The sequence below is a fragment of the Ruegeria sp. I3 genome (genome assembly GCF_056532525.1).
Genome location: NZ_JBQFNI010000003.1, coordinates 513,059 through 531,542, shown reverse-complemented (window position 1 = coordinate 531,542; position 18,484 = coordinate 513,059). Strand labels below are relative to the sequence as shown.

General features: G+C 57.0%; 19 protein-coding genes. 6 read left to right on the top strand and 13 right to left on the bottom strand.

Annotated features, from left to right (window positions below; genetic code table 11):
• Position 1 precedes the first annotated feature (1 nt).
• The 5 genes from phnK to phnG are packed head-to-tail and all read right to left on the bottom strand — an operon-like array spanning position 2 to position 3,723.
• Positions 2-772 carry a phosphonate C-P lyase system protein PhnK gene (gene phnK / locus ACR0L9_RS10905; RefSeq protein WP_170394315.1) on the bottom strand — a complete coding sequence of 257 codons (771 nt, stop codon included), beginning with the start codon at positions 770-772 and terminating at the stop codon, positions 2-4.
• Positions 769-1,620 (bottom strand): alpha-D-ribose 1-methylphosphonate 5-phosphate C-P-lyase PhnJ, encoded by an 852-nt coding sequence (locus ACR0L9_RS10900; RefSeq protein WP_170509531.1) that lies wholly within the window; start codon positions 1,618-1,620, stop codon positions 769-771. Before ACR0L9_RS10900 ends, phnK begins: the two co-directional genes overlap by 4 nt.
• Positions 1,617-2,705, bottom strand: coding sequence for a carbon-phosphorus lyase complex subunit (locus tag ACR0L9_RS10895; RefSeq protein ID WP_480895641.1), 1,089 nt, complete (start codon positions 2,703-2,705; stop codon positions 1,617-1,619). Before ACR0L9_RS10895 ends, ACR0L9_RS10900 begins: the two co-directional genes overlap by 4 nt.
• Entirely contained in the window at positions 2,705-3,268 is a 564-nt protein-coding gene (gene phnH / locus ACR0L9_RS10890) for a phosphonate C-P lyase system protein PhnH (protein ID WP_480895640.1), read from the bottom strand. Before phnH ends, ACR0L9_RS10895 begins: the two co-directional genes overlap by 1 nt.
• Positions 3,268-3,723, bottom strand: coding sequence for a phosphonate C-P lyase system protein PhnG (gene phnG, locus ACR0L9_RS10885; RefSeq protein WP_170394307.1), 456 nt, complete (start codon positions 3,721-3,723; stop codon positions 3,268-3,270). The genes phnH and phnG overlap by 1 nt, the downstream gene beginning before the upstream one ends.
• A gap of 81 nt (positions 3,724-3,804) precedes the next feature.
• On the opposite strand from phnG, the gene phnF reads away from it, so the two are divergent.
• Positions 3,805-4,524 carry a phosphonate metabolism transcriptional regulator PhnF gene (phnF, locus tag ACR0L9_RS10880; RefSeq protein ID WP_170818203.1) on the top strand — a complete coding sequence of 240 codons (720 nt, stop codon included), beginning with the start codon at positions 3,805-3,807 and terminating at the stop codon, positions 4,522-4,524.
• On the opposite strand, the gene ACR0L9_RS10875 is transcribed toward phnF, so the two are convergent.
• From ACR0L9_RS10875 to phnC, 5 genes are all read right to left on the bottom strand, one after another.
• Positions 4,521-5,138 carry a DapH/DapD/GlmU-related protein gene (locus ACR0L9_RS10875; RefSeq protein WP_170407658.1) on the bottom strand — a complete coding sequence of 206 codons (618 nt, stop codon included), beginning with the start codon at positions 5,136-5,138 and terminating at the stop codon, positions 4,521-4,523. The two genes, phnF and ACR0L9_RS10875, sit on opposite strands and share 4 nt — an antisense overlap.
• On the bottom strand, positions 5,138-6,463 hold the full coding sequence (gene phnE / locus ACR0L9_RS10870; protein WP_480895639.1) for a phosphonate ABC transporter, permease protein PhnE: 1,326 nt from the start codon (positions 6,461-6,463) through the stop codon (positions 5,138-5,140). The genes ACR0L9_RS10875 and phnE (ACR0L9_RS10870) overlap by 1 nt, the downstream gene beginning before the upstream one ends.
• Entirely contained in the window at positions 6,460-7,335 is an 876-nt protein-coding gene (phnE, locus tag ACR0L9_RS10865) for a phosphonate ABC transporter, permease protein PhnE (protein WP_170509514.1), read from the bottom strand. The genes phnE (ACR0L9_RS10870) and phnE (ACR0L9_RS10865) overlap by 4 nt, the downstream gene beginning before the upstream one ends.
• Positions 7,336-7,400: 65 nt before the next feature.
• Positions 7,401-8,312, bottom strand: a complete 912-nt coding sequence (gene phnD, locus ACR0L9_RS10860) for a phosphonate ABC transporter substrate-binding protein (RefSeq protein WP_480895638.1) — start codon at positions 8,310-8,312, stop codon at positions 7,401-7,403.
• A 57-nt stretch (positions 8,313-8,369) separates the two neighbouring features.
• Positions 8,370-9,185 carry a phosphonate ABC transporter ATP-binding protein gene (gene phnC, locus ACR0L9_RS10855; RefSeq protein WP_170394291.1) on the bottom strand — a complete coding sequence of 272 codons (816 nt, stop codon included), beginning with the start codon at positions 9,183-9,185 and terminating at the stop codon, positions 8,370-8,372.
• Positions 9,186-9,403: 218 nt separating this feature from the next.
• Between phnC and ACR0L9_RS10850 the strand changes: the two genes are divergently transcribed.
• Positions 9,404-9,697 (top strand): hypothetical protein, encoded by a 294-nt coding sequence (locus tag ACR0L9_RS10850; RefSeq protein ID WP_170407642.1) that lies wholly within the window; start codon positions 9,404-9,406, stop codon positions 9,695-9,697.
• A gap of 86 nt (positions 9,698-9,783) precedes the next feature.
• Here the strand turns inward: ACR0L9_RS10850 and ACR0L9_RS10845 are convergent, their stop codons facing one another.
• The gene (locus tag ACR0L9_RS10845; RefSeq protein ID WP_480436495.1) at positions 9,784-10,170 is read right to left on the bottom strand and encodes a carboxymuconolactone decarboxylase family protein; all 387 of its coding nucleotides are present in this window, start codon (positions 10,168-10,170) and stop codon (positions 9,784-9,786) included.
• 199 nt (positions 10,171-10,369) lie between these two features.
• The gene (locus ACR0L9_RS10840; RefSeq protein ID WP_480895637.1) at positions 10,370-11,461 is read right to left on the bottom strand and encodes an aromatic ring-hydroxylating oxygenase subunit alpha; all 1,092 of its coding nucleotides are present in this window, start codon (positions 11,459-11,461) and stop codon (positions 10,370-10,372) included.
• 214 nt (positions 11,462-11,675) lie between these two features.
• Between ACR0L9_RS10840 and ACR0L9_RS10835 the strand changes: the two genes are divergently transcribed.
• Genes ACR0L9_RS10835 through ACR0L9_RS10820 form a run of 4 tightly spaced genes read left to right on the top strand, consistent with a single transcriptional unit; the run spans position 11,676 to position 17,821 of the window.
• Positions 11,676-14,150, top strand: coding sequence for an FAD-dependent oxidoreductase (locus ACR0L9_RS10835; protein ID WP_480895636.1), 2,475 nt, complete (start codon positions 11,676-11,678; stop codon positions 14,148-14,150).
• Between the two features lie 47 nt (positions 14,151-14,197).
• Positions 14,198-15,313: a mandelate racemase/muconate lactonizing enzyme family protein gene (locus ACR0L9_RS10830; protein ID WP_480895635.1), complete on the top strand. Its 1,116-nt coding sequence runs from the start codon at positions 14,198-14,200 to the stop codon at positions 15,311-15,313.
• A 13-nt stretch (positions 15,314-15,326) separates the two neighbouring features.
• Positions 15,327-16,430 carry a mandelate racemase/muconate lactonizing enzyme family protein gene (locus tag ACR0L9_RS10825; RefSeq protein ID WP_480895634.1) on the top strand — a complete coding sequence of 368 codons (1,104 nt, stop codon included), beginning with the start codon at positions 15,327-15,329 and terminating at the stop codon, positions 16,428-16,430.
• Positions 16,431-16,459: 29 nt separating this feature from the next.
• The gene (locus ACR0L9_RS10820) at positions 16,460-17,821 is read left to right on the top strand and encodes an aminotransferase class III-fold pyridoxal phosphate-dependent enzyme (RefSeq protein ID WP_480895633.1); all 1,362 of its coding nucleotides are present in this window, start codon (positions 16,460-16,462) and stop codon (positions 17,819-17,821) included.
• A gap of 173 nt (positions 17,822-17,994) precedes the next feature.
• Here ACR0L9_RS10820 and ACR0L9_RS10815 read toward each other — a convergent pair whose 3' ends face one another.
• A complete protein-coding gene (locus ACR0L9_RS10815; protein WP_170407630.1) occupies positions 17,995-18,474 on the bottom strand; it encodes an invasion associated locus B family protein in 480 nt (159 codons plus the stop codon).
• Between the last annotated feature and the right edge of the window lie 10 nt (positions 18,475-18,484).

Genomic DNA, 18,484 nt, shown 5'->3' with positions numbered 1-18,484 from the left:
CTCACACCTGCAAAACGGAACTGACAAGAAGTTGGCTATAGGCGTGTTGCGGGTCATCCAGCACTTGATCGGTCAGGCCTGCCTCGACCACGCGGCCCGATTTCATCACCATCAACCGATCTGCCAGCAGGCGCACCACGGCCAGATCATGCGTGACGATGATCGCCGACAAGCCCATGTCGCGAACTAACCCGCGCAACAAGTCGAGCAACCGCGCCTGAACGGACACGTCCAAACCGCCCGTTGGCTCATCCATAAACACCAGCCGAGGACCGGTCACGAGGTTTCGTGCAATCTGCAGGCGCTGCTGCATCCCGCCCGAAAAGGTCGTCGGGCGATCATCCACACGGGAGGCATCGATCTCCACTCGTTGCAGCCAATCCGTGGCCTTGTCACGTATGTCGCCATAGTGACGCTCTCCAACGGCCATCAGCCGTTCACCTACATTCCCACCGGCACTGACGCCCATGCGCAACCCGTCGCGTGCATGTTGGTGGACAAAGGCCCAATCGGTACGGCTCAGCATCCGGCGCTCGGGCTCGGACATCGTTACCGTGTCCTGCGGACCTTTTGCGCGGGTGTCGAACACAACCTCTCCGGCATCCGGGGTCAGATGCCCGGCCATGCAATTCAGCAGTGTCGACTTACCTGACCCGCTTTCGCCAACGATCCCCATGACCTCGCCGGGATAGAGGTCGAATGACACATCAGCACAGCCAATGTTTGGGCCATAGCGCTTTGTGATGTCCCGAACAGACAGCAAAGGTGTCATGCGGCGTCCTTTCCTTTGTGACCCGCCGCCTGGCGCGCCTCGCAATAGTCGGTATCCGAGCAGACGAACATCCGCCCACCCGCGTCATCGATGATTACCTCGTCCAGATAGCTGTCTTCGGCACCGCACAAGCCGCAGGCTTGGTCGGCCTTGGACGCCTCAAACGGATGATCCTCAAAATCCAGTGAGACAACCTGCGTGTAGGGTGGCAGCGCGTAGATCCGTTGTTCACGCCCAGCTCCGAACAGCTGGATCGCAGCCATATCACCAAGCTTTGGGTTATCGAATTTCGGGATTGGCGACGGGTCCATTACATAGCGGCCTTCGACCTTCACCGGGTAAGCATACGACGTCGCGATATGCCCGTGACGACTGATATCTTCGTACAGCTTCACATGCATCAGCCCGTATTCCTCAAGGCTGTGCATCTTGCGGGTTTCGCTCTCTCGCGGTTCCAGAAAGCGCAACGGCTCGGGGATAGGCACCTGATAGACAAGGATCTGACCTTCTTGCAGCGGCTCCTCGGGAATCCGGTGGCGAGTCTGAATGACGGAGGCGTCGCTTGTCGTTGTGGTTGTTTCAACCCCCGCAGTGCGCTCAAAGAAGGTGCGGATCGAGACCGCGTTTGTGGTATCGTCCGAGCCCTGATCGATCACCTTGAACGTGTCATCCGGGGTCAACACAGCGGCCGAGACCTGCACACCGCCCGTACCCCAGCCATACGGCATGGGCATTTCGCGCGAGGCAAACGGCACCTGATAGCCCGGGATCGCCAGACTTTTCAGAATTGCACGGCGGATCATCCGCTTGGTCTGCTCGTCCAGATAAGCAAAGTTATAGGCGTTCATTCCGCAGCCTCCTGCACCTGATTCGCGCCAGCCTCGCGGCGTAGTTTGCGCACCAGTTCCAGTTCAGACTGGAAGTCGACGTAATGCGGCAGCTTGATATGCTCTAGAAACCCCGTCGCTTGAATGTTGTCCGCGTGATAGAGAACAAACTCGGCATCCTGAGCAGGTGCGCCAACATTATCCTCACCCAGTTCTTCCCACCGCAGCGCACGGTCGACCAAAGCCATCGAGATCGCCTTGCGTTCCGTCTGACCAAACACAAGCCCATAACCTCGGGTGAATTGCGGCGGCTCGGTTTTGGAGCCCTTGAACTGGTTAACCGTTTCACATTCGGTCAGAACGACCTCACCGATTTCGATGGCAAAGCCGAGTTCAGGGATCTCCATTTCAACCGGCACGGACCCGATCCGAAGCTCTCCAACAAAGGCGTGATTGCGCGCGTATCCGCGCTGTGTGGAATACGCCAGACCGAGGGTGAAACCTTCATCCGCGCGGGTCAGCGCCTGAAGGCGCAGGGCGCGATCGGCGGGCATTTCAAGCGGCTCGCGGGTCAGATCAGGTGGCGGCGTATCGTCATGCGGCGCTTCCTCGATCAGGCCTTCGCGATTGAGGAAATCCGTGACATGCGGCACTTCACCCAGTTCAGCTTCGCGCGCTGGGGCTTTGGGCACCTCACCTTCAGCAGCCAGTTTGAAATCCAGTAAGCGATGAGTGTAGTCGAAGGTCGGCCCAAGCACCTGCCCGCCCGGTAAATCCTTGAAGGTTGCCGAAATGCGCCGGTCGCAAGCCATTGCCCCGGTATCAACAGGCTCGGATGCGCCAAAGCGTGGCAACGTGGTTCGATAGGCGCGGATTAAGAAGATGGCCTCGATCAGATCGCCGCGCGCCTGCTTGATCGCAAGCGCGGCCAGATCAGGATCGAACAACGAGCCTTCGGCCATAACCCGATTGACCGCCAGGCTAAGCTGTTCGCGGATTTGCGCGATGCTCAGTTCCGCCACATCGGTATCACCGCGGCGTTCTTCGGCAAGCCAAGCGTGGGCGTTCTCAATCGCGCGCTCACCGCCTTTTACTGCGACATACATCAGGACACCTCGGTCGTTCTTGGCAAAGCCGCTAGGCGGCTGCTATTCGTGAAGATGAAGTCGAGCCCCAGTGGATATAGAGTCTGATTATGCTGAAACGCCTCAAGCTCGGGCAATGAAAGTGCGGCTTTATCCTTGATTCCCGGACCTGTCAGTGTCGCCCCTGAAGCGATGACTTCGGGGCATTCCACGATCAACGTGGCAGAACGATCCGGATATTCAGACGTCCCGATCGGGTATGCGTTCAATGGTCCCAGATCCGACCACGCACCAATGGCAATCATACAATGCGACGGGCCGGTCAGCGGTGCGCCGGTGTGGAATGCAAGCCAGCTGCGTACGGCGTCGCAATCTAGCGCACCTGCCAGATAAACGGGCGTCTCAGTGTCGCAAAGCGTCAACAACACCGCACCTGCTGCTGGTGACATTGGGGCCGGAGGAACTGCGCCAGAAATCTCTTGCACGGTACCGGGACGCGCCATTGCTTCCATCACGCTGCGAAAGGCGTGGGCAGATTGGATCGCGGGATCTTTGAAACCGCCGATCAGGGCTTCTGACTGCATCAATCCTCTCCTCGTACCATGGTGAAGAAATCAACCTTAGTGGCTGCGGCTTTGGCGGCACGCGCGGCCTTTGCATTGGTCAGCTCATCTCGCAAAGGGGTCAGCACTTTTGTGCGCAACAGATCAGACACATCTGTCTGCATCAGTGCATCAACCAGCGCGGCGACTTCGGCATCTTCTTTCCGACGGCCTTGTATATAGGCATGTCCGACTTCGCCCGCCCCCAGAGTCAGCGCACAGCGTGTTACCGTCATTTCGCCCAGATTGAACGGCGCACCAGTCCCACCTGCGCGAGCCCGAACCATGGTGCTGCCAATCTCAGGAGCACGCAGCCATGTGAAGCCGGGGCGAGGCATCGCTGCATCCAACAGGGCGGCCACGCGTCCCTCCGGCGCTTTGGCCAGCAGGCTCATCCAAGCCTTCCGGTCCGCGTTTTCATCAAAAGTGTCTTTCATCTCGACAACTTTTCCATATACTATACAACTATACACATCTTATCATATTTGCCGCCGTCAGACAGAGGAATTTTGTGAAACTTGCGTGACACTCCCACCAAAACCCCGATCTGGAAGGCCATCGCCGACGCACTTCGCAGCGATATGGCCGAAGGGCGCTATGGCCCGGGTGATAAGCTGCCAACCGAAGCGGCACTGGCAGAGCGGTTCGGTGTGAACCGCCATACAGTGCGTCACGGCATCTCGGCCCTTGTGGATGAGGGCCTAATCCGAACGCGCCGGGGCGCGGGCGCTTTCGTGGCAGCCACGCCCACCGATTACCCCATCGGCTCGCGGGTGCGATTCCATGAAAACCTCATCGCTGCTGGTCGCAGACCAGAAAAGAGGGTGCTTCATGTTGAAGAACGGGCAGCGACCGAGGGTGAGGCCACCGCGCTAACCGTTTCACCCGGTGATCAGATCTGTGCGTATCACGGCCTCTCATTGGCGGACGGGCACCCGATTGCCGTGTTCGAAAGCATGTTTCCTCTTGATCGACTGCCTGGCATCAGCGCAGCGCTGCAAGACACCAGCAGCGTTACCGAGGCGTTAAACAGGTCGGGCGTCACTGACTATTCCCGGGCCTCAACCCGGCTGACGGCCACGCGCGCCACGGCCACCCAAGCGCTACATCTGCAGGTCTCTGAAGGGGACCCGCTTCTCAGATCATCCGGGGTGAATGTGGACGAAAAGGGACAACCGGTTGAATTTGGCCGAACCTGGTTCGTCGGAGACCGGGTGACACTGACCCTTGAGAGCTAAGGTTCGTATTTCTCCAGAAACGCATCAGCCGTCAGAGCACGGAAATCGTCGAGCGCCAACCGCAACTTGTCATGAGACCAATTCCACCAGGCCAAAGCGATCAACCGATCGGCGATGTGTCGTGGCTGACGCAGTCGCAAGGGTCTTGCAGGTGTACCGGCAACAATTGTGTAGGGGTCTACATCCTTCGTCACCAAGGCACCCGCAGCCACAACGGCCCCGTCACCCAGTGTGACCTCGGGCTTTATCATCGCGCCTGCGCCAATCCATGTATCGTTCCCGATATGGACAATTCGGGATTTGCGGTGACTGAAAAACACCTCGTCCCGATCCGCATCGTCCCAATAATCGTTCGAGCGATACAGGAAATGGTGACAGGACGCCGTGTGCAGCGGGTGATCAGTTGCGCCGATCCGCGAAAACGCGGCGATGTTGGCGAACTTACCGACCTTCGCGTTGGCGATGTCGGCATAACGATCGCAATAGCTGTAGTCGCCCATTTTTGTATGTACGACGCGGCTGCCCTTGCCGATTTCAACATAGGCCCCGAACGTGCTTTCCGTAATCTCACATTCGGGGTGAATGCAGGGCTGTTCCGCTGAAAGCCGCGCCATCAGTCTTTCCGCCCGATCAGCTTGCCGCGCAACCAGCCCGAGGCCCAATCCATGAACATCACCATGATGATGATCAGGACAATGTAATAGGCGACCTCTTCCCAATCTTTCTGCGTCTGGATGGCTTGCGTCAGCATCAGTCCGATGCCGCCACCGGTGATCGCACCGATGATCGTTGCCGAACGGGTGTTGGATTCGAGGAAATAAAGAATTTGTGCCAGCAACACGGGAACGACCTGCGGGATCACCCCGAACCGGTAACGCTGTAGCGGTTTAGCCCCGGTCGAGGACACCCCTTCGATCTGTTTCTGATCAACGTTTTCCAACGCTTCCGAGAAAATCTTGCCAAACGTACCCGTGTCGGTGATCAGGATGGCCAAGGCCCCCGTCAATGGTCCGGGACCGAAGGCACGTGCCAGAACCACGGTCCAGATCAATGCGTCCACACCGCGCACAAAGTCGAAAAGACGGCGCGTTGCGGCGCGAAGCAACATGATCGGCGAAAACCGTTTGGCGGCGAGAAAGGCCAATGGCAGCGCGATCATCGCGGCACCCATCGTACCCAGAAATGCCATCAGGATCGTTTCTCCGATGGCCCAGGCCACATCCTTATGCCGCCACATCGCGTTGTTCCACCAGTCAGAGATTGCGCCTGCGATATTCGAACGGCTTGGATCGATCTGCGCGCCAAACAGGATTTCACCAATCCCATGGCCGTGGTACGGACTGTCAAGCGTGAACCAGAACAGCTCCCATCCCGGGAAATAGTTGAACACTTCGGTCCGGGCACCGGTCATGGTGATCCGGCCCTCAGGCGTTGTGACGCCAACACGCCGTTCAGATGCGGAAATCCAGTCGGGCAGTTCAGAGGGCAGATTTGTCGTCAGGCGACGTCCCTTGGCCTGCACTTCGATCAACTGAAAGTTGGGTATTTCAATCTCGGTCCGGTTGTCGGGCAGGAACCGCACGATATGGTTGCGGCCCAGATCAATCGTTGTCACCTCATCACCCGATACCCAGTCGGGGCGCTGACCTTCGGGATAAGTGCCCTTGCGCTCGCCCTCCACGGCATAAGTCACCTCGCCGGACCGGTTATCGCGTGTGACATGTACTTTGTGTGACCAGCTATCAGAGGCCAGCGTGACGGCGTTGTCCAGATTGGCGCGTTGAGCAAGGCCCGGCAGGTCGAAGGCAAAGAAGATGTAGGTGAGATAAACGAGGATCACGACAGGGATGCTAAAGCCGATCAATCGTTTACGCTGAAATAGCTTTTCGGCGTCAAGCTTGGCCCCGTCCAGCCCGAAGTTCCAATCAATTGTGGTCATTGGCCCTGCCCTTCGGTCAGACGGTTGCGGTAGCGGCTGGACACCTGATCGAAGAATACGATGGTGCTGAATAGCAGGATGAAAATCGCGCCGGCCTCGTCAAAACGACCCGGACCCCAAGCCATGGCATTGCGCAGTTCGTAACCCAACCCTCCCGCGCCGACGAAGCCCAGGATGGCAGAAGCGCGAATATTGATCTCAAATCGCAGCAACGTGTAGCTGATATAGTTTGGCGCGACCTGTGGCAGGATACCCAGCATCATCTGTTTCGACCAGGTCGCCCCGGTCGAAGCCAACCCCTCAACCGGTTTCAGGTCAGCGTTTTCGGATACTTCCGAGAACATTTTACCAAGCGCCCCTGCGGTGTGGATTGAGATAGCGATCATCGCCGGCACCGGACCGCCCCCAAGGACGAAGATCAGCACAAGCGCGATAACGATTTCCGGCACTGCGCGCATAACATCCGAGATACGCCGGAAGACCGGGATTAGACCCGGCCATTTCGCCAGCCCGCGTGTGCCAAGAAGCGACAGGATCAGACCACCGATGGCCCCGATCAACGTGGAAACTGCGGCAATGTTCACCGTCTCAACCAGTGCAGGGAAGTACTTCACGATCAGGCCAGGCAGATCGGCCCGCTTTTCCCAAGCTTCAGACAGCACATCCGCCGGGTAATCACCGATCTGATGCAATCCGTCCCAGAACCCACCCGCGTTTCGGGAATCCGCAATGTTGAAACCTGATACCATCAGGACCACAAAGATCAGCAGCGTCAGCCCGCCATAAAGCCTGCGCTTGTGAACTTGTGCCATATAGCTGGATTGAATGGTCTCAACGCCGCCTGGCGCCGCACCGATTGATAAATCTGCCATCCCGAGCCCCGAATGAATAAAGACCGGCAACCCCAATGGGTTGCCGGAAACGTCATGTGCGCGCGTTAGCCACCGATTTTGGCTTTGCGGGCCTCAACAATCGAGATGTAGGTGTCATGCGATACCGGCTGGAAACCCAGCGTCTCGCCTGCCGCCACACCATAAGCGCAATCGGGGTCACGCTCGTGCAGGCCATCGACAAGATCTGTCATGGTCGCACGGACATCGGCAGGCAACGCCTTGCGCAGAACCACAGGGCCTTCGGGGATAACGTTCGATTTCCAGATCTGGACCATGTCGTTCATGTCGACAAGACCTGCGTCAACCGCTTTGCGCAGGGCACCAGAATTGTATCCATCTTCCCAGTTGCCCTGACCATCGGCCCAGGTCACACCACCATCAATGTCGCCATTATTCACAGCGACGATCGTCTGCTCGTGGCCACCAGTGAATTTGACCTCACCGAAATACTCACCCGACTCCATGGTGATACCTTCTTTGTATTGCGGGATTTCGATCGACGGGATCAGATAACCTGAGGTCGAGTTCGGATCACCAAACCCAAACACTCTGCCTTTCATGTCGTCCAGTGAGGTGACGCCACTATCCTTGCGGGCGAACCCAATCGAGTGATACCCGATTGAGCCATCCACATTGACCTTGATCAGAACGGGCTCAACCGCGTCGGGGTCTTGCAGATAGGTGGCCGCGTAAGAAGAGGCTCCCAACCATGCCATGTCGAGTGTGCCACCCAACAAGCCCTGGATCACACCGTTGTAGTCCGCCGGGGCGAACAGCTTGGTCTCAACACCCAAAGCCTCAGACGTATAGTCTGCAAGACACTGGTACGAGTTCATGCGGTCCTGGGCATTTTCGCCACCGAGGATGCCAATGCGAAACTCGGTGATTTCTTCGGCAAGAGCAGCAGTGCTCAAAACGGTCGTGGCGGCAAACGCCAGTGCGAGGTTCTTTTTCATCATTTTCTCCGTTCGGTTAGATGAAGGTGGCCCGCGACGGACGCGGGGGAAACTGGCTCAGACGTAGGCTTCCGCTTCGCGGACCTCTGGCCTGTCCAGTGTTTCGATCTCGGTCGAGGTTGCGGCCTCGGAAAAGTCTGCACCTGCACCGTAGATGTCGCGCGCTACGCCCGTGGTCAGCTGCGCAGGGGTGCCGTCGAACACAATCCGACCATCACGCATTCCGATGACCCGGTCGCAGTAGCGACGCGCGGTATCCAATGTGTGCAGATTAGCAATGACCATGCGGCCGTCTTCTTCGTGAATGGCGCGCAGCGATTGCATCACAACCTGTGCATTCATTGGGTCTAGCGAGGCGATCGGTTCATCCGCCAGAATGATCTTCGGGTCCTGCATCAGCGCGCGGGCGATGGCGACGCGTTGCTGCTGGCCGCCTGACAAGGCTTCGGCTCGTTTGGGTGCTTGCTCGGCAATGCCTAGCCGATCCAGAATTTCAATCGCCTTATGAATATCCGACCGCGGGTACAGGTTGAACATCGTCGAAAAGGTCGATTGCCTGTTCAGCGTGCCATGCAAAACGTTCGAGACGACATCCATGCGCGGTACAAGATTGAACTGCTGGAAGATCATCGCACAGCGCGATTGCCATTCGCGTTTGGCAGCGCCGCGAAGCGCAGAGATCTCTTCGCCTTCAAAAGTAATTGTGCCGGTCGTTGCATCGCTCAGACGGTTGACCATGCGCAAAAGCGTGGATTTTCCAGCCCCGGAGCTGCCTATAATCCCGATCATGGTTGGCTTGTCGACGACGATATTCGCCGAATCCACGGCCCGTTTGTCACCAAACTTTTTGGTCAGCTTTTCAATTCTCAGCATATCGCCCCCATCGTTGCGAGGCGGATAGAACGTCAAAACAAAAGCTTCGTGACGCTTTTGAATCGTTTCGTTTACATCTACGCGAAAGATTTGTGACAGGCGCGATGATTGCCTGTTTCTGCAGCGAGTGTCGTATCTCGCAGGGCTCCACGCGAGTTTTATCCACAGGGCGTCACAAAACTGTTACGCTTGAGCGCAGAAAGAACTAACCTTCACCTATGACCCGTCTTCATGCCAGCCTTCTTCTTCTATGCCTCGCGGTGCCTTCTACTGCGCAGTCTAAAATGGCGGATGTCAGCTGTGATGACAGCGCGCGGATGGCACAGACACTGAAACAGGTTCTGGGGGCCGAACGTCAGGGCATGGGTTTGCGCGATCCCGAAACAATGCTGGAGGTTTGGGTCAAACGTACAAGCGGAGACTGGATGATCGTTCAGAACTACGCCAACGGTACTTCATGCATCGTCGCGATGGGGGACCATTGGCAAGGTGAAGTGCCAGACCCGGCTTAGGCAGGTGTCAGCAGACCGCGCGAACTGCAGACGCGCAATCTCGCTGATTGTGTCGTTCCTTCTGAAGATCTCGCGAAGGGATCAGATCAGTCCAGCAGCCCACGTTCGGTCAGGACTTTGCGAGCGACACGGAAGCATTCAAGAGACTGCGGGACGCCACAATAAATGCCGATCACATGAATGATTGATCGGATTTCCTCTTTGGTGACACCATTGTTCAACGCGCCGTTACAGTGGATTTCCCATTCATGCATCTTGCCGAGTGCCCCAATCATAGCGAGGTTCATCATCGAACGGGTCTTGTGATCGATCGTGTCATCCCCCCAGCCGAAGCCCCAGCACCAAGCAGTCATGTTCTCTTGGAATGAGCGGGTAAAATCATCCGCCGCTGCCAGGTTCTTCTCAACATACTCGGCGCCCAGCGTCGACTTGCGCTGCTTCAGGCCATGTTCAAACAGGTTGTCGTCCATCATTCTCTCCTCAGGTGAAACGACCGATCTGCAACTTAGTCGGTCCTGGCTCGATATTCCGCTAAAGCCGCCGTCCCTGACTTACAACCAACCCCACCACCGAAGGCAAGGGGGCTCAATCGCGACGTTCTGGTCGGGTGTGCCCTTTGGCACAGCGTTGGCTTCGGTGATGTCTTATCTGGCCCATCCTCAGCACGTAACGTTATTCAATCGCCTCGCGCATCCATTGTTGAAGCTTCGCAACGGAATGCTCGCTCATGACGCCACAGGCCGGATCAAGCACCAGCGGTCCCGGTTTGTACCCTTTGGATTTCAGGCCGCGGTGAACGGATTCCACTAACCGAATATCCTCGGCCACAGTCGTTTCGCGATCCTGAGTGGCAAGGCCACGGATCACGTCGCTTTCATGACCGCCTTCTGTGTACCACCCACGCCAGACGGTACAGCTGTCCACTGTATTTGCCCGCCAATGATAGGTGTTCAGAACATTTCCTGGATAGCATTGGAACGAGAACATCGGCCACAGGAACCAGCTTTGATAGTCGCCCGCATGCTTGTTGCTTTCCAGATCAATCGGATAGGTCATCTTTTCGAGGCTTTGGCACTCGGTCGTGTGACGCAGCACGTAACCTCCCGACACATCGGGCTGAATGTCATAGGTTTCCGGTTTGATCACGCCTTCGGCAAAGGTCGGGTGATTAGTTGGGCAGTGATAGCATTCCGAGTAATTCTCGATCGAAACCTTCCAATTGCAGTTCTCAGGAATTTCGACCCACTCTAAGGGGGCCAGAGCGTTAGTGTTCGGCACGAACTCAGACAACTCGTCCCGGACACCGGGATACCATTCGTCCATCGTTGCCGCGTTATCGTCCAAATTGACAAAGATGAACCCGAGGAAGTCTTCGGTCCGTACTTCGGTCAGACAAATTTTCGCGCGATCAAAACCGGGAACTTTCTTGATGTTCGGTCCAGACCGCAGGCCGCCGGTAAGCTCATAGGTCCACTGATGATAGGGACAGACCACTACACGGGTATTTCCGGTTCCGGTCACCATTTCATGCGCACGATGCTGGCACACGTTGTAAAAAGTCCTGACAAGATTGTCGCGTCCGCGAATGGCAAAAAGGTTCTGACCTGCGATTTCGAACGCAAAGTAATCGCCTACATTTGGGATATCTGCCGCATGACCTGCGAATTGCCAAGTTCTGCACAACAGGCCGTTCATCTCTTTGTCGAATATGTCAGGATCCGTATAGTACCGGGCCTCGAGCGAGTGGGTTGGCAGGACAGTCATATTTTTTCTCCTGATACAAGCCGAGCTGGTGTTTCAGTCAAAAAGATCGCGTCAGGATTCGTAACATCCGTACGCGTCACAATGCCACTTGAAACACCTGTACCGCACATTGCTTACCTCGGTATGTACATTTGTGCCATTTTTCATTGACAGTGGTACATATGTAGCAATAGGAAGTCCACAGAATTCCATGTCTCGGAAACAGGAAGTTGCGATGTCTAAAAAGGAACTGCCTGCACGCGCAAAGGTCGTCATTGTCGGCGGTGGCGTCATGGGTTGCGGACTGGCCTATCACCTGGGCCATGAAGGTTGGGGCGAAGACACGGTGCTGTTGGAAAAGGCCGAGTTGACTTCGGGCTCCACCTGGCATGCCGCTGGTCAGATCACTCACTCCACCAGTTCCTACGGGCTGGGCAAGATGGTCGACTATAACATTGGCCTCTATTCCAAGACACTTGAGGAAGAAACCGATCAGGCGGTCACGTGGCACGGCTGCGGTTCATTCCGTCTGGCCTATACCGAGGATGAGATGGACTGGCTGCGCCACACATTATCAGTTGGCCGAGCGCTGGGGTTCAACATCGAGTTGGTAGGGCCTGACTTCATAGCTGAAATGCACCCCTACTATAACCTCGACGGTGTCATTGGCGCGCTTTACACGCCAGATGACGGTCACGTTGATCCTTCGAACGTGACTATGGCCATGGCCGCTGGGGCCCGTCAGAAAGGTGTGAAGATTTTCCGCCACTGTCGCGCGACCAACATCACCCAGAACGATGCAGGTGAATGGGTGGTGAAAACCGAACAAGGCACCATCACCTGCGAACACGTGGTCAACGCCGGTGGCACATATGCCCGTCAAATGGGCGAATGGTCGAACCTGCAATTACCCATGACCTCGATGACCCATCACTATTTTGTCACTGAAGATGTGCCGGAATTCAAAGACCTGACAACTGAGCTGCCGGTGATCCGCGATGACAAGATGGTTTCGGGCTATATCCGCATGGAACAGAAAAAGGGCCTGATCGGGATCTATGAAAAGGAGAACTCGAACTCTGTCTGGCATGATGAATGCCCATGGGAGTACGAAAACTGGCTGTTCGAGGCGGATTATGACCGTGTTATGCCATGGCTGGAAAACTCATTAGAACGGATGCCGATCTTTTCTGAACTGGGCATCACCCGTGAAGTCCATGGTGCAATCAGCCACCCGCCAGATGGCAACCCGATGGTCGGCCCCGCACCGGGCGTCAAGAATTACTGGTGCTGCTGTGGCACGCAGATCGGCATCGGTTGGGGGCCTGGTCTGACCCGTGAACTGGCCAAATGGATGGTACACGGTGCTGCTGATATCAATATGCGTGACTACGATCCGCGCCGCTTTGGCAGCTATGCCAAGAAAGACTGGCAGGTCATCAAGGCGCACGAGGATTACAAGCTGCGGCACGAGATCCCCTTTCCGCATTTCAACCGCCTTGCAGGGCGTCCGATCAAACCCTCGCCGCTTTATGAGATCCTCAAACAAAAGGGCGCGGTCTATGAAGAGGTTTTCGGCCACGAACGCCCCCGCTGGTTCGCGCGCAATGGTGTTGAACAGCGTGACCACTATTCGTTCCGCCGTAACGAGGTTTTCGACATGGTGGCGCTGGAATGCCAAGCCGTGCGTGAGCGTGTTGGTATCATGGACGTGACCGCGTTCACCAAAGTCGAAGTTTCAGGCCCCGATGCCTATGCCTATCTTGACCGTCTGACGGCCAACAAGATGCCACAGAAAGATGGCTCAATTACCTTGACCCACTTTCTGAACCGCCGGGGCCGTATCGAGCTTGAGACGACCATCGTTCGCATAGCGGAAGACCGCTATTATCTGGTCTGCGCGGCGTTCTTTGAACAGCGCCTTGTCGATCACTTGAACCAGAACCTCGCGGGAGAGACCGTCTTTGTCAAAACGCTCTCTGAAGATTGGTCGGCTTTGTCCCTGAACGGGCCAAAATCCCGCGAGGTGCTGGCCAGATGCACCGACGCGGACCTGTCCAACGCCGGGTTCCGCTGGCTGTCGGCTCAGGAAATCACCATCGCGGGGCACAAGGTCTGGGCCTTTCGCATGTCCTATGCGGGCGAGTTGGGTTGGGAATTCCACATGCCAGATGAAGCCTGCGTTGACGTCTACAGCGCGCTATGGGCTGCGGGCGAGAACTATGGCATCGAGAACTACGGCTCGTTTGCGATGAACAGCCTGCGCATGGAAAAAGCATTCCCCGGTGCTGGAGAACTGACCAACGAGGTCACGTTGCCAGAGGCCAATGTCAGCCGGTTCTTCAAGCTGGACAAAGAGTATCTGGGTGTCGAAGCAACGCGCGCCAGTGCCGCTCAGTCTGAGGCGGGCGAGATGCCTTGGATTTGCGCCTATTTGGAGATCGAACCGGATGGGGTCGAAGATGGTCATGGGGGCGAGGCTATTCGGATCAACGGCGAGGTTGTCGGTGCAACAGCCTCGGTCGCCTATGGCCACAGCGTCGGCAAAATCCTCGCCTTTGCTTACGTCAAGCCACACGTGAATGTTCCGGGCACAGAGATCGAAGTAGTTATCGCTGGTGTACCCCGCAAAGGGCGTGTCCTCGGCGAAGCAGCCTATGATCCGAAATCCGAACGCCCACGCACGGACGCAGTTCGTGAACTGGCGTGATCTGAAAACCAGAGCATCGGCCATCGCGGAAGCCCTATGGTGACGCCATGAAGATAACCCGTATCCGTGTGTTCAAAACCCCCCTGCCCTATGTCGGCGGATCATACGGCTGGGGCGCGGGCAACGCGATCACAACGTCGATGTCATCAGTTGTGGTGATCGATACGGATGCGGGCCTGCAAGGATGCGGTGAGTTTGCCCCTTGCGGCGAGAACTACATGATCGCCCATTCTGAAGGGGTCGAAGCCTTTGCCCGCCTCGCCGCCCCGCGCTTGCTGGGGGAAGATCCCCGCCAGCTGTCCAAGATCGAACGGTTGATGGATGGCACGGTCCAAGGTCACGGCTACGCCAAAGCGCCCTTTGATGCAGCGTGTTGGGATATTCTGGGACGGTCCACCGGACAACCTGTTTGGATGCTGATGGGCGGCAAACTCACCGATGGTGCACCGATTTACCGGGTTGTGCCGCAGAAACCTGTCTTGGCAGAGACCATTGCCGAGATGGAACAGCACCGGGCAGCGGGATACCGGCAGTTCCAGATCAAGGTAGGTGGCGACTGGGTGACCGATATCGACCGTATCCGCGAAGGCGTGCCCCTGCTGAAACCCGGTGAAAAGGCTATGGCAGATGCCAATCAGGGTTGGCGCGTTGACAACGCCATCCGTGTGGCCCGCGCAACCCGTGACCTGGACTTTATCCTCGAACAACCCTGCCACAGTTACCACGAGTGCCAGCAGGTGCGCCGCGTAGCCGAGCAACCAATGAAACTGGATGAATGCGTCACCGGGATTGAAATGGCCCGACGCATCGTGAACGATCGGGGTACCGAAATTTGTTGCTTGAAGATTTCTAACCTGGGCGGCCTGTCCAAAGCCCGCCGGGTGCGTGATTTCCTGATTGATCACGGTATTCCGGTTGTCTCCGAGGACACATGGGGCGGGCAGATCACCACCGCTGCGGTCGCCCATTTTGCGACCTCAACACCCCAAGAGATGCTGATCAATTCAACCGATCTGATGAACTACAACACCCGTAACACCGGGATTGGCGGCCCCACAGTAAGGGACGGTAAACTCTATGCCACAGATACTCCGGGGCTTGGGGTGACGCCGGACTTTGACAGCCTTGGCCCACCTGTCGCAACCTACGAATCCTGCGCCTAATGGAAACCGCCAGATGAAGATTACTCGCATCACCGCCTGGGAAGTCCTGCTGACCTCGCATGACACCTATTACATGGCTGAGGGCAAGACCTGCGATACGACGGTTTCAGTGGTTGTCCGTCTGGATACCGATACCGGCGCATCGGGCTGGGGAGAGGTTTGTCCGATCCCGCATTATCTACCCGCCTATGCCAAGGGCGTGGTTCCAGCACTTGAAGAGATGGCACCCGTTCTCATCGGCGCTAACCCGGTTGGTCCCGAAGCGCTGATGGAGCGCCTTAATAAGCATCTGATCGGGCATGGCTACGCCAAGTCAGCCATTGATACAGCGCTTTGGGATCTGACCGCACAGGCAGCGGGACTACCGCTATATGCTTTGCTCGGTGGGCGCGCCGTTGCCGATATGCCGCTGTATCATTCGATCACCTGTATCGCACCGGAAGAAATGGCGCACATGGCGCGCGATGCCTTTGATCAGGGCATGCGACAGTTTCAGGTGAAGCTGGGCGCGGACGACAACTGGGAAGCCGACGTTGCTCGTTTGATTCAGGTGCGCGAGGCTGTAGGTGATGGCCCGTTGGTTTATGGAGACTGGAATTGCGGGTCAGATACGCTGACCGCTACACGAGTTGGCCGCGCTGTCTCGCATCTGGACATAATGCTGGAACAACCCTGCGCCACGATTGAGGAATGCGCCCATGTCCGCGCCGCGACTGGTCTGCCGATGAAGCTGGACGAAAGCGCCTGTGACATTCATTCGGTTCTGGCAGGACACCGCGCTGGCTGCATGGATGCCGCCGCACTGAAACTGTCGAAGATGGGCGGCCTTTCGACGATGCGTCAAATCCGCGATCTCTGCCTGTCGCTTGGCACGCAGATGTGCATCGAGGACACTTGGGGCAGCGATGTTACGACGGCCGCCTCGCTGCATCTTGCAGCCTCAACCCCAGCGCGCGGCATCATGAATACCTGCGATTTGTCCCACTATGTCAAACCGCGTCTCGATCCGAATGCACCTAGCCGCTGGAACGGTCGCATCGCCCCACCCGAAGGCCCCGGCCTTGGCGTCACGCCTGATGCAGACGCTTTGGGCCAGCCAGTAACCATCATCGATTGATCCCAACCCCGCACGCCAAGAGGCCTGTCATGGAAGACTTCAGCAACGCCTATCCTTCACATGATCCCGAGTGGGTCAAAGACATGCATGCGGATCATTATCTGCAAAGCTGGTCGAAACAGGGCAGCCGCCCGCGTGTCATAACCGGCGCTCAGGGCAGCTGGTTCTGGGACAGCGATGGCAAGCGCTACCTCGACTTCCAATCCCAACTGGTAAACGCAAATATGGGTCATCAGCACCCCAAGATCGTACAGGCGATCAAAGATCAGGCGGACAGGCTTTGTTACATCGGCCCGGCCATGGGCTCGGATGTTCGATCAGAACTCGCGGCAATCATGACCGAGATCACACCTGCCAACATCTCATCAACCTTTTTTACAACCGGAGGGTCAGCCGCAAACGAAACCGCCATCCGTGTGGCACGGCATTACACCGGTCGGACAAAGATCATCGCTCGCTACCGTTCCTACCACGGGGCAACCGGTGGCACGCTATCGCTGACCGGCGACCCGCGCCACCATCTGACCCGCGCCGATATGCCGGGCATCGTACGGATGCTTGATCCTTACGTCTATCGGTTGCCAACAGGCCACAAAGACCCGGCCCAGTGCCCGGTCGCCCAAGGCGGGCCGCATCTGGAAGAAATCCTGATGTATGAAAACCCCAATACCGTGGCTGCCGTCATTCTGGAACCCATTGTCGGCACAAACGGGATCATCGTGCCACCCGACGGATATCTGCAATCTATTAAGGCAACCTGCGAAAAATACGGCATCCTACTGATCGCGGATGAGGTCATGGCCGGGTTTGGCCGGACCGGAAAATGGTTCGCCGTCGATCACTGGGGTGTTCAGCCGGACATCATTTGTTCGGCCAAGGGCATCAACTCGGGTTACGTGCCGCTTGGCACCATGTCCGTCAGTACCGAGCTGCATGACTGGCTGCGCGATTACCCATTGCCCGGAGGCCTGACTTATGCCGGCCATCCGCTGGCCTGCGCATCTGGCATCGCCGCGATCCGAGCCATGCAGGAAGAAGGCACGCTGGCCCACGCCACCGCGATGGGGGAAAAGATGCGCGCAGAGCTGCACAAGCTGGCAAAGAAACACCCCTCGATCGGGGATATTCGCGGCAAGGGCATGTTCAACGGCATCGAACTGGTCAAAAACCGCGACACCCGCGAACCGCTGGTGCCATTTGCCGCCAAAGGCGAAGACGCCAGACCCATGAGCGAGATGATGAGCTTTGCGATGAACGAAGGCCTCTACCTGTCCTTCTTCTCGAACGTGATCCGCCTGACCCCACCGCTCAACATCAGTGAAGACGACCTGATGACAGGGCTGGCGATTCTGGACCGCACCCTCGACATCGCCGACCGGGAGTGTCTCTGAGAACTAGTCGGCGCGAACGCTCGCATCTCGGAAATCCAAAGCCATCACATAGCCCTACGCCGCAGCCTCCGCTCGTTGCGAGCGCAATCACAAAATGAACGCTCTGGTCAGACCCATCTACGCGTTGCTAACCAAGAAGGCCTGCGCGGCCTTCTGGAAGGAAGGCCAGGCAATCACGGCAGCATATCGGATATTCTGCTAAATCCCGCCAGATCGAAGCCAAAGGAAATTGGATCGCCGACCCGGTTTACGCTTTCAATACTCAACAGATTGCCAGCGCGCATCTTTGACATCCAGTCCTGAGAAACAGGAGAACGGGCAAAACAACCCTGTGCTTCGCAGGTTAGAAAATCCAGCCGCGCGATCTCGGCATCATCCACTTTAGCAATCAGCCCTTCAGAGAACAGCAGGCCAAATGGCAGTGTCAGCACCGCTTCGATCTCGTCTCTGCCGGCAGGTTTGACGAACGCAATCGAGGCAAGCCTTTGATTGTTCTCGGTTAAGATAATGGTCTGGGTCATTTCACAAATCAATTCAGTTCCGTTGACCTGATTGCTGCAGTTGACCGACCACAATGGCGCTTCGTTTTCCTGTGCGCCAAGTTGAGTTGTCAAACCGAACGACGCCACCAAAGCGTAGATCCAAGTTTTCATACTGCTGTTC

Coding starts and splice junctions, on each gene's coding strand:
- ACR0L9_RS10840 (WP_480895637.1), bottom strand. CDS start 11,461: ATGACTGTCCTGCCAACCCACTCGCTCGAGGCCCGGTACTATACGGAT.
- ACR0L9_RS10820 (WP_480895633.1), top strand. CDS start 16,460: ATGGAAGACTTCAGCAACGCCTATCCTTCACATGATCCCGAGTGGGTC.
- phnH (WP_480895640.1), bottom strand. CDS start 3,268: ATGCAGTCAGAAGCCCTGATCGGCGGTTTCAAAGATCCCGCGATCCAA.
- phnD (WP_480895638.1), bottom strand. CDS start 8,312: ATGAAAAAGAACCTCGCACTGGCGTTTGCCGCCACGACCGTTTTGAGC.
- ACR0L9_RS10895 (WP_480895641.1), bottom strand. CDS start 2,705: ATGTATGTCGCAGTAAAAGGCGGTGAGCGCGCGATTGAGAACGCCCAC.
- phnE (WP_480895639.1), bottom strand. CDS start 6,463: ATGACCACAATTGATTGGAACTTCGGGCTGGACGGGGCCAAGCTTGAC.
- ACR0L9_RS10845 (WP_480436495.1), bottom strand. CDS start 10,170: ATGATGGACGACAACCTGTTTGAACATGGCCTGAAGCAGCGCAAGTCG.
- ACR0L9_RS10815 (WP_170407630.1), bottom strand. CDS start 18,474: ATGAAAACTTGGATCTACGCTTTGGTGGCGTCGTTCGGTTTGACAACT.
- phnE (WP_170509514.1), bottom strand. CDS start 7,335: ATGGCAGATTTATCAATCGGTGCGGCGCCAGGCGGCGTTGAGACCATT.
- ACR0L9_RS10850 (WP_170407642.1), top strand. CDS start 9,404: ATGACCCGTCTTCATGCCAGCCTTCTTCTTCTATGCCTCGCGGTGCCT.
- ACR0L9_RS10900 (WP_170509531.1), bottom strand. CDS start 1,620: ATGAACGCCTATAACTTTGCTTATCTGGACGAGCAGACCAAGCGGATG.
- phnK (WP_170394315.1), bottom strand. CDS start 772: ATGACACCTTTGCTGTCTGTTCGGGACATCACAAAGCGCTATGGCCCA.
- ACR0L9_RS10875 (WP_170407658.1), bottom strand. CDS start 5,138: ATGGCGCGGCTTTCAGCGGAACAGCCCTGCATTCACCCCGAATGTGAG.
- phnG (WP_170394307.1), bottom strand. CDS start 3,723: ATGAAAGACACTTTTGATGAAAACGCGGACCGGAAGGCTTGGATGAGC.
- ACR0L9_RS10830 (WP_480895635.1), top strand. CDS start 14,198: ATGAAGATAACCCGTATCCGTGTGTTCAAAACCCCCCTGCCCTATGTC.
- ACR0L9_RS10835 (WP_480895636.1), top strand. CDS start 11,676: ATGTCTAAAAAGGAACTGCCTGCACGCGCAAAGGTCGTCATTGTCGGC.
- ACR0L9_RS10825 (WP_480895634.1), top strand. CDS start 15,327: ATGAAGATTACTCGCATCACCGCCTGGGAAGTCCTGCTGACCTCGCAT.
- phnC (WP_170394291.1), bottom strand. CDS start 9,185: ATGCTGAGAATTGAAAAGCTGACCAAAAAGTTTGGTGACAAACGGGCC.